We start from the raw sequence: 11,880 nt of genomic DNA on the forward strand, positions 1-11,880 counted from the left end.
GCTCGGCCGGGCCGCAGAAGCGCACCCGGCAGCATGCCGGGAAAGCCGGATGAATCGGCGCGGGCGAATGCCTTCGGCGCGGGCGAATGCCTTCGGCAGCGGAATGCCCTTCAGAAGCGACCGGTGAGGCGATCCGCGATCGCGGGCAGTCGCTCGGCGTAGGGAGCGGCCGGTGAGCCCGAGTCGGGATTACTGCGCACCATCAGGATGTGGCCGCTGTCCGCCCGCTCGGTGACCTGTCTGGTGCCGTCGGGCTGCTGCTGTTCGCCGGGCCCGCGCTGCTCGGAGGGCACGGATCCGGCAGGGCTCAGGACCACGGTGACGTTTCCTGCGGCCGCCCCCTGTCGCACCTGGAAGGAGGCCGTTCGTGAACCCCGGGGGCAGCTGTCGGCGGCCACCGGCGTCGTCGCCTGGGTCGCTTCGGGCAGTTGCTGCGCCAGCGCAGCCGCCAGGTCCCGGTCCGGAGGTCCGCAGTGATCCTGCCCCGATTGCCCCTGCCCCGCTCGGGGGACGCCGAGCACGGTCGGTCCACTGTGGGGATCGCTCGTGCGGGGTGCCCGATTTGTCGGGGACTGCTCGGTCCCGCCCTGCGGTGGTCCGCCCTGTGCCGGTCCGGCCTGGGGATTCACCTCGGAGGTGAACACTCCCGTACCCGCTCCGAGGCCACCTGCCAGAACCGCGACGACGGCCAGGGAACCACCGGCGGCGACCATGCGTCTGCGGGCCGTCACGCGACGTGCGCCCTTGGCGATGTCCTGCTCGTCGAACGACGCAGGAGGGGCGGCATGTGCCGCATCGCGGAACAGCTCTTCGAGCTTCCGCTCGTTCACTGACCTGCACCTCCTCCCGACATCGGCCGCAAATCACCGAGCTCGTCACCGAGTGCTTCCCGCAGTGTTTCCAGCCCGCGAGCGGACTGGCTTTTCACGTTGCCCTCGCTGCACTTCATGACCTCGGCAACCCCCGCCACGTCGAGTCCCTCCAGATATCGCAGCACCAGCACGGCCCGCTGCTTGCGCGGTACCTTCTGCAGGCCCGCCATCAGCGTGCGCCGCGTGGCCACGGAATTCGCCACATCATCGGAGTCGGAGGGAGTATCCGGCAGCGCCTCGACGGCACGCTCACGTCGCCACGGCCTGCGGGACTCGTCGATGGCCGCCCGCGTCAGGGTGCGGCGGACGTAGGCGTCCAGCGACCCCTTGTCCCGCACCTTGCGCCATCGGCGATGCAAGGCGATGAACGCCGTCTGGGCGAGATCGTCCGCACGGTGCCAGTCACCGCACATCATGTACGCCATCCGACGCACCGCCTCCCGCCGAGCCGCGAAGTACTCCGCGAACTCCTGCTCCTCGCGCTGGTCCACGCGGAACTCTCCGCTCCTTGTGTGCTTGCATCGACTTGGACGGGACGTGTGACTCCTACGGTTGCACGTTCGAGACCGGAAATTCACCTGCCCCCGGTATATGCCAGGAGAACACCTGCTTTCCCGAAACCGGAGTGATGTGATGTGATCCAATTGTGACCAAACCGGTGCCCGTCGACCTTCGTTCCGACACGGTCACGCGTCCCGATGATCAGATGGTAGCGGCCATGTCCGCTGCCGAAGTCGGTGATGACGTGCTGGACCGTGATCCCACCATGCGTGCGCTGGAAGCCAGAACAGCGCATCTGCTCGGTACCGCCGATGCTCTGTGGGTGCCCAGCGGCACGATGGGAAACCTGATCGCGATGGCACTGCACCTCCAGCGCGGCGACCGGTTCCTGGCTCCTCGCGGCGCGCATGTGCTGACCCACGAGCTCGGTTCCGCCGCATGGTTGGCTGGAGGCATGCCCGAGGCGTTGCCCTGGGATGCGGGCCCCGGCAGACCTCCCGCCGACACCGTACGAGCACACACCGGCGCGGGAACGCGCTTCGACGCTCTGCGCACGACACTGCTGTGCCTGGAAAACACCCACAACGGTGCAGGCGGTGTGGTCATCCCACCGCACGAGCACGCACAACTCGCCGCAGCAGCCCGGGACGGTGGGCTGCGGGTACATCTCGACGGCGCCCGGATCTGGAACGCCGCCATCGCGCTTGGTGTTCCCCCCGCCGCGTTGACCGTGGGAGTGGACACCGTGCAGGCCTGTCTGAGCAAGGGCCTCGGGGCGCCGGTCGGCTCGGTTGTCGCGGGCAGTACCGAATTCATCGCCGAAGCCCGGCGAACGCGCAAGATGCTCGGTGGAGGTGTTCGCCAGGGCGGTGTGCTGGCGGCGGCGGGGATCGTCGCGCTCGACCGCATCGACGAGCTGGCGGAGGACCACGACAAGGCAACCCGGTTGGCCGAAGGACTCGCCGAACTCGGCTGGGACGTGACTCCGCCCCAGACGAACATCGTCCTGGTAACGGTACCGGACGTGCGGTTGGCACTGGCACGTCTGGAGGACTCCGGAGTGCTCGCGGTGCCGATGGAGGGGCGACTGCGCTTCGTGACGCACCGCAATGTCAGCAAGTCCGACGTCGAGGAGGTCCTACACCGACTCGGCAGGTCGTAGGGGGTGGCATGACCTCTCGCCGCGGCGACGATCAGCCCACGGGCAGGGCGACCTCGCCGCGAGCGGCACGCAGCGCGATGTCGGTGCGGTAGTGCGCGCCGGGCAGGTTCACCTCCGCGACCCGTCGGTAGACCTCCTCGCGCGCCGACTCCAGATCCGCACCGTTGGCCACGACCGACAGCACGCGCCCGCCCGCCGAGAGCACGGCGCCGTCCTCACGTCGCCGGGTGCCGGAATGCAGGACGCCCCGCTTGTCGCTGCCCGTGATCACCTCGTCGAGTCGTGGCCGCCCCGGATACCCCTCGGCGGCCAGAACCACGGTCACCGCCGAGCCGGAGTCCCATTCCGGGGCCGGGTGGTCGGCGAGTTCCCCGCGGGCGACCGCATTGAGCAGTGCAGCCAGCGGTGTGTGCAGCAGCGACAGCACCGCCTGGGTTTCCGGATCACCGAATCGGCAGTTGAACTCGATCACCTGCGGGCCACTGGAGGTCAGCGCCAGTCCCGCATAGAGCAGACCGGAGAACGGCGTGCCGCGCCGGGTCATCTCCTCGGCGGTCGGTTGCACGATCGTGCGCACGACGTCCTCGGCCAGCGTCTCCGGTGCCCAGGGCAGCGGAGCGTAGGCGCCCATGCCACCGGTGTTCGGTCCGGCATCACCGTCCCCGACGCGCTTGAAGTCCTGCGCGGGCACCAGCGGCACCACGGTGTTGCCGTCGACCAGGCAGAACAGCGAAGCCTCCGGCCCGTCCAGGAAGCTCTCGAGCAGTACCGGGTGACCGTCTTCGAGCAGCTTGAGGGCGTGTGCCCTGGCTTGATCGAAGTCGCCGGTGACCAGCACACCCTTACCGCCTGCCAGGCCATCGTCCTTGACCACCCAGGTCGGGCCGAACCGCACCAGGGCCGCGTCCAACTTCGCCGGGTTGTCGACCGTCTCGCTGTGCGCGGTGGGCACACCGGCCGTGGTCATCACGTCCTTGGCGAACGCCTTGGAACCCTCGATGCACGCCGCGGCTTTCGAGGGACCGAAGCAGGCGATGCCCGCGGCGCGGACAGCGTCGGCGGCGCCGGTGACCAACGGTGCCTCGGGGCCGAGGACCACCAGGTCGGCACGCCATGTCGTGGCCAGTTCGGCCACCTCGTCGGGGTCGGATGCGTTCACACCGTAGGACTCGGAAAGAGCTGCGGTGCCCGCGTTGCCAGGGGCGCAGGCCAGCGCGGTCACCGACGGATCGTGGGACAGCGCCAGCACGATCGCGTGTTCCCTGCCACCGGCACCAATCACGAGGATTCGCACGGGTTGCAGCGTAAGACCCGGCTGACGACGATACGGCCCCGCCCCCACCGCGGTGTGGCCCGCGGGACACTCCCGGGGCCGGTGCGGCCTTCGGCATTATCGGCGAAGGCCGCGCCTACGGCGGCGTGGTGCCCACGGAGGGGCCACGTGAGGTCAGCCGCGACCGGAGCCTCATGCCATGGTGTGGCGGACGATGGTCTGATCCCGGCCGGGGCCGACACCGATCGCCGACATCCGGGCCTCGGCCAGCTCCTCCAGGCGCTCGATGTAGGCGCGCGCGTTCGGAGGGAGATCGGAGAATGTGCGGGCGCCGCTGATGTCCTCCTGCCACCCCGGCAGCTCCTCGTACACCGGGACGGCATGGTGCACACCGGTCTGCGTCATCGGCATGTCCGACACGCGCATCCCGTCGATGTCGTAGGCGACACAGACCGGGATGGTCTCCAACCCGGACAGCACGTCCAGCTTGGTCAGGAAGTAGTCGGTGATGCCGTTGACGTGGGTCGCGTACCGGGCGATCACCGCGTCGAACCAGCCGGTGCGGCGATTCCGTCCGGTGTTGACGCCGACCTCACCGCCTACCTGGCGCAGGTTTTCCCCCGCCGCGTCGGTCAGCTCGGTCGGGAACGGCCCCGCTCCCACCCTGGTGGTGTAGGCCTTGAGAATCCCGATCACCGAACTGATGCGCGTCGGGCCGATTCCCGAGCCGGAGCACGCCCCGCCCGATGTCGGATTCGAGGAGGTCACAAAGGGGTAGGTGCCGTGGTCGACATCGAGCAGCGTGCCCTGCGACCCCTCCAGCAGCACCGTTTCCTCACGGGCCAGTGCCTGATTGAGCATGTTCTTGGTCTCGGCGATCCGCCCGGCGAACTTCTCGCTCTGGGTCAGCACCGTGTCCACGACCTCGTCGGGATCCATCGCCCGGCGGTTGTAGACCTTGACCAGCACCTGGTTCTTGAACTCCAGGGCGGCCTCGACCTTCTGCCGCAGGATCTTCTCGTCGAGCAGGTCCTGCGCGCGAACACCGACACGCGCGACCTTGTCCTGATAGCACGGGCCGATTCCGCGCCCGGTGGTGCCGATCTGCTTTTTGCCCAGGTAACGCTCGGTCACCCGGTCGATCGCCACGTGGTACGGCATGACGAGGTGCGCGTCGGCGGACACGGAAAGTTTGCTGGTGTCGACTCCGCGGCTTTCGAGGCCGTCGAGTTCCTCGATCAGCGACTCGGGATTGACCACCACCCCGTTGCCGATGACGTTGTGCACCTCCGGGCTGAGAATGCCGGAAGGAATCAGCTTCAGCGCGAAGTCCTGCCCGTTCGGCAGCACCACGGTGTGGCCTGCGTTGTTGCCGCCCTGGTAGCGCACGACCCATCGGGCCTGTTCGCCGAGTAGATCGGTCGCCTTACCCTTGCCCTCGTCGCCCCACTGGGCTCCGATCAGCACGATCGCCGGCATGTGAAACTCCAACCTGTCACTGGAGGTGGTCGGTGTCTGGGGTCGGGGGTGGAAGGTCGGTGGGAGCAGGGCGCTGTGGCGGCCGCGTGCTCCGCCGCATCCGCCATGAGCCCGGAATCCGCACTTCCACGCGACACCTACGCCGATCGAACAGGGTAAACCAGGAGCCGAACGTGACGACGATCGCACTGTCCTGCGGAAACATCGACCACGCAACACGTCCTGCTGCTGACGGTGTGCGGTGGATCGATGTACCCGCCACACCGGGCCGCGCGGACGTCGACCCGGTCCTGGCCGAGGCGACCGGACGAGTGGTGGTGCACGGCACCGATGCCGACCTGGCCTCCGTGGTGCTACGCCTGCTGCGCAAGAACCGGCTCCAGGAGCTCACCGTGGGATATGTCCCGGTCACCGCCTCGGCGGCAAGTCGGCTGTGGGAGATCCCGGTGGGTGCCTTCGCCTTCGCGCTGCAGGGGCAAGCCCGCCCTGCTCCGCTGATCCGCGACGACAACGGCGGAGTCCTCATCGCCACCGGGACGATCGCACCGATCACAGGCCAAGCATACTGCGATGACCAGCGAATTCTACACGGTTCCGCGCTCGGCCTGGAGGTTTCGCCGGACCCGGACGCCGAAGCGCTCCCGGAACCCACAGCCGATCCGATCGCGACCGAACCGGCGCCCGTGATGGACGGGCTCCGAGCCACTGTCGTGCGCCGCCGGCTCCTGCGCCGACGTCGTGCGACGGCGTACGGCCGTGCGACCCAGGCGAGTTTTCAGCAAGCTCGCGTGCTGTGCGACGGAGTTGCCCACCCACGTCCGATGCGGAAGTGGGCGTGGTATCGCCATACGGAGGACCTGTTGCTCGTGCGGCCGTGACCGCCGTCGGAGCCGGTTGAGCACTCACCACGGCTGCCCGCGCCGCATCACCCGTCGTTCTCGTCGTCCTCATCGGCGTGGGAGTGCAACGGAGGCAGATCGGCAGTGGCCTCGGAACGACTCAATCCCGTCGCCTGCAGCAGATCGACCGCGATCGAACGTACCTGCAGCACCACCACCTGCATGGAGAAGTCGGACTCGCCGAGCATCTCCACAGTGGATCTGCGAGCAACGGAGCGTGCTGCTTCTCGGGTTTGCAGCGCATCCTGCCCACTGGCGAGTTCGTCGCGCAGCAACGTCACCGCTCCCGCCAGCTCCTCCAGCAGCATCGGCAGTGGTTCCGGAACCGGCTCGCCATCGCGCAGCGCCGCCAGTGCCCGACGGGCCAGCACGCGGGTATTGCGCAACGCTCGGTCGGCCGGTGTCGCCGCGGTCTGATAGCGCTGCAGATCATAGCGCCGGTGCCTGCGGATCGGGGCGAACCGGGCAATCTCCAGCCCGGTTTGCAGCGCCGATCGGAACTCCTCCACCGAGCGGTGGCTCTGCCGTGCCCGGGCCAGCACGTCCGAGGCCATGTCCACGTCCTCGCGGGAGACCGCACCTGCCACGCCCCGCAGCGCGTCGGCCAGCGCACCCAGCACGACACGACCGTGCCGATGTGCCACGGCCAGCGGATTCTGCGGCAGCAGCATCGCGACGACGAAACCGACCAGACCACCGACCGCCGCGTCGACCATTCGATTGAACCCGCCCGCCGTGGTCGGTGGCAGCAGCGTCGCCACGAGCACCGCCGACGAGGCGGCCTGCATGACGATCACACCGCCGCTGTCCAGCAGCACGGCGGTGCTCATCGCCAGCGACACGACCAGCGCGATCTGCCAGGGCCCGGTACCGATGACCGAGACCAGCACATCACCGACACCGACGCCGATGCTGACACCGACCACCAGTTCCAGCGAGCGGCGCATCCGCTGCCCCAGGGACACGCCGAGCGCGATGACTCCGGCGATCGGAGCGAAGAACGGCTGCGGATGCCCGATCACATGCCGGGCCAGCGCCCAGGCGATCCCCGCGGACACGGCGCACTGAACGATCGGGATACCGGTCCGCATCAGGCGGCGCAAGCGGCGGGCGAGCTCCTGGCGCAATCGGTGCACGCCGCTATTGTCCTTCAGGGGGTGGCGGCCAACGGGGTGGAGGCCGGACCGCTGTGGGCGACGGTTTCGCGCGAAACCGCAGTTTTATATTTTTGCGGTTTCGCGCGAAACTGCATTTCCCGATGCGGTGGCCGCTCCTCAGGTGAGGTCGTTGGCATCGACCGCGACGGGATCGCTGTCCGCCAGCAACTGGCGGCAGCGCTCGTACTCCTCGTTCTCGCCGATGGCGAGAGCGGCCTTGGCCAGCACCGCGACGGCTCGCAGCACGCCCTGGTTCGGACGGTGACTCCACGGCACCGGCCCGAAGCCCTTCCAACCGGACTTGCGGAGTGCGTCGAGGCCACGGTGATACCCGGTGCGGGCATAGGCATAGGCGGCGACAACCTCGCCCGAATCCAGCGCCAGTGCACCGAGCTGAGCCCATGCGGCACTGAACGTGGGATGACGGGCGGCGACCTCGGTCGCGTTGGTGCCCGCGTCGAGTTCGGCCTGTGCCTCGGTGTCCTCCGGAAGCCGGGTTTCGGGGGGTTCGAGCAGGTTGTTCCCGTGGGTCATGGCCCCATCCTGCCAGGGGATCACCGCCCGATCGCGCAGGAGGCGCCGCGTGGCAAGCCGCGGTCAGCCTGCGAGCATTCTCCCGGCCGACTTCAGGGTCTCGCAGCCGTGGGCGACACGGGCCGCCATGGACTGCTCGGCGGCCTTGAGATAGCTGCGCGGGTCGTAGACCTTCTTGTTGCCGACCTCCTCGTCGACCTTGAGTACGCCGTCGTAGTTTTTGAACATGTGATCGGCGATCGGCCGGGTGAAGGCGTACTGCGTGTCGGTGTCGATGTTCATCTTGATGACACCGTAGGAGACCGCCTCGTGGATCTCCTCCAGCAGCGAGCCGGAACCACCGTGGAAGACGAGGTCGAAGGGCTTGGAACCGGCGGGTAGGCCGAGCTTCTCGGCCGCGACGTCCTGGCCCTGCTTGAGGATTTCCGGGCGGAGCTTGACATTGCCCGGCTTGTACACGCCGTGCACGTTCCCGAACGTCGCGGCCAGCATGTACCGGCCCTTCTCGCCGCCGCCGAGTGCTTCGACGGTGTGCTCGTAGTCACCGGGTGCGGTGTAGAGCTTCTCGTTGATGTCGTTGGCCACGCCGTCCTCCTCGCCGCCGACGACACCGACCTCCAGTTCCAGGATCTGCTTGGCCTTGGCGGTGGCCTCCAGCAGCTCGGTGGCGATCTGCAGGTTCTCGTGCAGCTCGACCGCCGAGCCGTCCCACATGTGCGACTGGAACAGCGGGTTCTCGCCGCGGTTGACGCGCTCGCGGCTGATCTCGATCAACGGACGGACGAAGCCGTCGAGTTTGTCCTTGGGGCAGTGGTCGGTGTGCAGCGCGATGTTGACCGGGTACTTGGCGGCGACAACGTGGGCGTACTCGGCCAGCGCGGCCGCACCGGTGACCATGTCCTTGACCTTGGTTCCGGAGGCGAATTCCGAACCACCGGTCGAGACCTGGATGATGCCGTCACTCTCGGCCTCGGCGAAGCCACGCAGCGCCGCGTTGAGCGTCTCCGACGAGGTCACGTTGATGGCCGGGTAGGCGAACTCGCCTGCCTTGGCCGTGTCGAGCATCTCCGTGTAGACCTCGGGGCTCGCAATGGGCATCGGTCGTCCTCCTCGGGGTGGAGTCGTAGGGCGGTGATGAGGGAAGTGCGCGGAATCCCGTGACCCCACGCGCGTGCGCCCAATGGGTCTTCGAATTCCACTGCGCGACACGTGCTGCACAGTGAAGGGCACTGGATCGTTGCGGATGCCAGCCGTTGTCATCATCCTCACAGGGAGGAGACAGGCGGACCCAAGCCGCACACGTGTGGATCGGGAAATCCCGCTTGCGGGGATCCATCCGTGCCGGGGTGCCCGCTCCGGACAACCCGGTGGGCGAGTCGGCCACCGCTCAGGTGAGCCAACTTCCGGTCACGGGATTCCACTCACGGACGGTGGTCTCCGCGACGACCTCCGCCTCCGCGTAGGGGTCCGCGGCGAGCACTTCGCGCAGCTCGACGGCATCGGCCACTTCGTAGATCAGCATCGCCCCCCGGTCGTCGGTGTAGGGCCCCGCAGCCAACAGCACCCCACGGTCGGCCAGCGCCTTCGAATACTCCCGGTGAGCGGGCCGAACCTCCATCCGCCGCTCCCGGTTGTCGCTGTAGACCAGATCGACCACGAACCTCGCCATCGTCAAGGACCTCCGCCCTCGCGCCGACCGGATCGCAGCGGAAGCGAACCGACCGACCAAATTGATCAATTACAGTGTGATTCCGGACGCTACCCGCTACGGCGACACGGGACGCCACAGCCGGTACCTTGCATGCCGTGGGCGGGAAAGGAACAACCGGAGTCGAGCGCTCGGTCGAACAGACACTCGGGCACCTGCGTGCTCTCGACTCCTCGATCGCCGAAACGACGAACCAGCCGCTGACACTGGAGGACATCTACCGCGACCAGCGCATGCGCATGGTGCGCCTGGCGATCCTGCTGGTGGACGAACCGGCAACCGCCGAGGATGTCGTGCAGGAGGCGTTCACGGGTCTCTATCGCAACTGGTCCGGGTTGCGGGATGCCAAGGCCGCAGTCGGATACCTGCGCACGGCCGTGGTCAACGGCAGCCGTTCGGTGCTGCGACGACGCAAAACCGCCCGCGATTACCAGCCCCCGCATCAACCCGATGCCCGGTCGGCGGAGTCGCTGGCGATGCTCACCGCCGAACACCAGGCCATCGTGGCGGCATTGGGAAAGTTGCCACCTCGACAGCGGGAGGTCCTGGTGCTGCGGTATTACGGTGACCTGTCGGAAGGAGAGATCGCCGAAGCCACCGGTATCTCGAAAGGCACCGTGAAATCCACTGCAAGCCGTGCGCTGGAGGCACTCCAGAAAGTCATGGGCCACAGCTGAATGGGATGGTTCTGCGAAGGCGTGGGCACCATGGACTCTCCGCCGACCGGTCTACCGTTGTCCGCCACCCGGGAGACCGCCACCTCGAGTGACATCGACACGCTCACCCTCACGGGAGGACACCTCGTCACGCCCGAAGGTCCCGTCGACGGGTGGGTGCGGATATCGGACGGGATCATCAGCGAGTTCGGCACCGGGCCCCCGCCCGCGACCCCCTTGGTCGACGTCGGTGGCCACTGGATCGTTCCGGGGTTCGTCGACATCCACTGCCACGGCGGCGGAGGCGGCTCGTTCACCAGCCTCGATGTGGACCAGGCACGAACCGCAGTGGCCACGCACCGTTCGCACGGCACCACGACACTGCTGGCCAGCCTCGTCACCGCCCCGCCCGCGGAGCTGGCGGAGCAGATCAGCTCGTTGAGCGACCTGGTCACCGAGGGAGCACTCGCCGGGATCCACCTGGAAGGTCCCTTCCTGTCCGCCGCACACTGCGGTGCTCACGACCCCGCTCTGCTGCGGCCACCGGACCTCCGGGTCATCGACCGGCTCCTGGCCGCCGGTCGGGGAGCGGTCCGGATGATGACGCTGGCTCCCGAGTTGGAAAACTCGGTACCGGCCATCAGCCTGCTCGCCGAGCACGGTGTCCTCGCCGCCATCGGGCACACGGGTGCCTCGATCGATCAGGTGCTCGCCGCGGTCGAGGCAGGAGCGACGGTGGCGACCCACCTGTTCAACGGGATGCCGCCGCTGCATCATCGTGCACCCGGACCCGTCGGGGCGTTGCTGACCGACGAACGCATCACGGTCGAGTTGATCTGCGATCTCGTGCACCTGCACCCGGCCACCGTGGAACTGGCCGCCAAGCACGTGGGAGCAAGCCGCACGGTGGCGGTCACCGACTCGATCAGCGCCACCGCAGCCGGCGACGGAACCTACGAGCTCGGTACCCGCACCGTCACGGTCAGCGAAGGTGAACCGAGGTCGGCCGACGGCGCGCTGGCGGGCAGCACACTGACGATGGATACGGCGCTGCGCAACCTCGTGACCCGATGCGGGATGACGATCACCGAGGCGGTTCTCGCCTGTTCGACGACACCGGCCACTCTGCTCGGGCTGTCCGGGAGCGTCGGCGCACTGCGGCCCGGCCTGGCTGCCGACCTGGTGGTCCTGGACGCGGAGCTGCGGCCGCGGCGCATCATGAAGGACGGCAGCTGGATTCCCGGCGTGGGTGGGTAGGTCAATTTCTCGCGAAATTGACCGGCACCAGGACACCGCTGCCTAGTCTGGAGACATGAGCACCCCTACCGGTGACGATCCCGAACGGCAGTTGTCCTCGGCGCTGCGCGCGCAGGCGGCGAGCAATGCGAGCCCGGACACCGGCACGGGAGCGGGAACAGGAGCGGGAACAGGAGCGGGAACGGGAGCGGGCACGGGAGCGCTTGCCTCGGGCAACATCGCCCGCGCGTCCGCGCTTTCGAGACCGAACCGGTTACCGGTCCTGCGGGTACTGCTGTTCGCTCTTGTGCTCGGCCTGGTGGCGGGCGCGATCGGAGGTGTCGTCACCATCCTGTGACGAACAGCACGGCCGTGCGAGGAGTGCCCGCGTGCGAAGCGAGCA

13 protein-coding genes are annotated in these 11,880 nt (G+C 68.1%); 5 read left to right on the forward strand and 8 right to left on the reverse strand.

The genetic code is table 11. The annotated features are described in order from the left end of the window. Positions 1-110: 110 nt before the first annotated feature. Both JOF55_RS11635 and JOF55_RS11640 read right to left on the reverse strand, forming a co-directional pair. Positions 111-830 carry a hypothetical protein gene (locus JOF55_RS11635; protein ID WP_310273448.1) on the reverse strand — a complete coding sequence of 240 codons (720 nt, stop codon included), beginning with the start codon at positions 828-830 and terminating at the stop codon, positions 111-113. Further along, positions 827-1,363, reverse strand: a complete 537-nt coding sequence (locus JOF55_RS11640) for a SigE family RNA polymerase sigma factor (protein WP_310273450.1) — start codon at positions 1,361-1,363, stop codon at positions 827-829. The genes JOF55_RS11635 and JOF55_RS11640 overlap by 4 nt, the downstream gene beginning before the upstream one ends. Positions 1,364-1,530: 167 nt before the next feature. Here JOF55_RS11640 and JOF55_RS11645 point away from each other — a divergent pair, with 167 nt between their 5' ends. Further along, a complete protein-coding gene (locus tag JOF55_RS11645) occupies positions 1,531-2,535 on the forward strand; it encodes a threonine aldolase family protein (protein WP_310278342.1) in 1,005 nt (334 codons plus the stop codon). Positions 2,536-2,566: 31 nt separating this feature from the next. On the opposite strand, the gene purD is transcribed toward JOF55_RS11645, so the two are convergent. Both purD and JOF55_RS11655 read right to left on the reverse strand, forming a co-directional pair. After that, positions 2,567-3,829, reverse strand: a complete 1,263-nt coding sequence (gene purD / locus JOF55_RS11650; protein WP_310273451.1) for a phosphoribosylamine--glycine ligase — start codon at positions 3,827-3,829, stop codon at positions 2,567-2,569. 171 nt (positions 3,830-4,000) lie between these two features. Continuing rightward, the gene (locus tag JOF55_RS11655; protein WP_310273453.1) at positions 4,001-5,287 is read right to left on the reverse strand and encodes an adenylosuccinate synthase; all 1,287 of its coding nucleotides are present in this window, start codon (positions 5,285-5,287) and stop codon (positions 4,001-4,003) included. Positions 5,288-5,460: 173 nt separating this feature from the next. On the opposite strand from JOF55_RS11655, the gene JOF55_RS11660 reads away from it, so the two are divergent. After that, positions 5,461-6,165: a hypothetical protein gene (locus JOF55_RS11660; protein ID WP_310273455.1), complete on the forward strand. Its 705-nt coding sequence runs from the start codon at positions 5,461-5,463 to the stop codon at positions 6,163-6,165. A 47-nt stretch (positions 6,166-6,212) separates the two neighbouring features. On the opposite strand, the gene JOF55_RS11665 is transcribed toward JOF55_RS11660, so the two are convergent. From JOF55_RS11665 to JOF55_RS11680, 4 genes are all read right to left on the reverse strand, one after another. After that, positions 6,213-7,322: an FUSC family protein gene (locus tag JOF55_RS11665; RefSeq protein WP_310273457.1), complete on the reverse strand. Its 1,110-nt coding sequence runs from the start codon at positions 7,320-7,322 to the stop codon at positions 6,213-6,215. A 138-nt stretch (positions 7,323-7,460) separates the two neighbouring features. After that, positions 7,461-7,877 carry a DUF3151 domain-containing protein gene (locus JOF55_RS11670; RefSeq protein WP_310273459.1) on the reverse strand — a complete coding sequence of 139 codons (417 nt, stop codon included), beginning with the start codon at positions 7,875-7,877 and terminating at the stop codon, positions 7,461-7,463. Positions 7,878-7,940: 63 nt separating this feature from the next. Continuing rightward, positions 7,941-8,975: a class II fructose-bisphosphate aldolase gene (gene fbaA / locus JOF55_RS11675; RefSeq protein ID WP_310273461.1), complete on the reverse strand. Its 1,035-nt coding sequence runs from the start codon at positions 8,973-8,975 to the stop codon at positions 7,941-7,943. A gap of 289 nt (positions 8,976-9,264) precedes the next feature. After that, a complete protein-coding gene (locus JOF55_RS11680; RefSeq protein ID WP_310273463.1) occupies positions 9,265-9,546 on the reverse strand; it encodes a YciI family protein in 282 nt (93 codons plus the stop codon). Between the two features lie 137 nt (positions 9,547-9,683). Here JOF55_RS11680 and JOF55_RS11685 point away from each other — a divergent pair, with 137 nt between their 5' ends. From JOF55_RS11685 to JOF55_RS11695, 3 genes are read left to right on the forward strand one after another with little or no spacing between them, the layout of a single operon-like run. Next, the gene (locus JOF55_RS11685; RefSeq protein ID WP_310273465.1) at positions 9,684-10,262 is read left to right on the forward strand and encodes a SigE family RNA polymerase sigma factor; all 579 of its coding nucleotides are present in this window, start codon (positions 9,684-9,686) and stop codon (positions 10,260-10,262) included. Positions 10,263-10,292: 30 nt separating this feature from the next. Beyond that, positions 10,293-11,498, forward strand: coding sequence for an N-acetylglucosamine-6-phosphate deacetylase (nagA, locus tag JOF55_RS11690; protein ID WP_310273467.1), 1,206 nt, complete (start codon positions 10,293-10,295; stop codon positions 11,496-11,498). A gap of 55 nt (positions 11,499-11,553) precedes the next feature. Next, complete coding sequence (locus JOF55_RS11695; RefSeq protein ID WP_310273469.1) at positions 11,554-11,835, forward strand: hypothetical protein; 282 nt, start codon at positions 11,554-11,556, stop codon at positions 11,833-11,835. Positions 11,836-11,880 lie beyond the last annotated feature (45 nt).

It is taken from the genome of Haloactinomyces albus, assembly GCF_031458135.1.
GTDB classification, from domain to species: Bacteria; Actinomycetota; Actinomycetes; order Mycobacteriales; family Pseudonocardiaceae; genus Haloactinomyces; species Haloactinomyces albus.

What these genes read in the sequence shown, in the direction of transcription:
- JOF55_RS11655 (WP_310273453.1), bottom strand. Translation starts at nt 5,287, where the DNA reads ATGCCGGCGATCGTGCTGATCGGAGCCCAGTGGGGCGACGAGGGCAAG.
- JOF55_RS11680 (WP_310273463.1), bottom strand. Translation starts at nt 9,546, where the DNA reads ATGGCGAGGTTCGTGGTCGATCTGGTCTACAGCGACAACCGGGAGCGG.
- JOF55_RS11695 (WP_310273469.1), top strand. Translation starts at nt 11,554, where the DNA reads ATGAGCACCCCTACCGGTGACGATCCCGAACGGCAGTTGTCCTCGGCG.
- nagA (WP_310273467.1), top strand. Translation starts at nt 10,293, where the DNA reads ATGGACTCTCCGCCGACCGGTCTACCGTTGTCCGCCACCCGGGAGACC.
- fbaA (WP_310273461.1), bottom strand. Translation starts at nt 8,975, where the DNA reads ATGCCCATTGCGAGCCCCGAGGTCTACACGGAGATGCTCGACACGGCC.
- JOF55_RS11670 (WP_310273459.1), bottom strand. Translation starts at nt 7,877, where the DNA reads ATGACCCACGGGAACAACCTGCTCGAACCCCCCGAAACCCGGCTTCCG.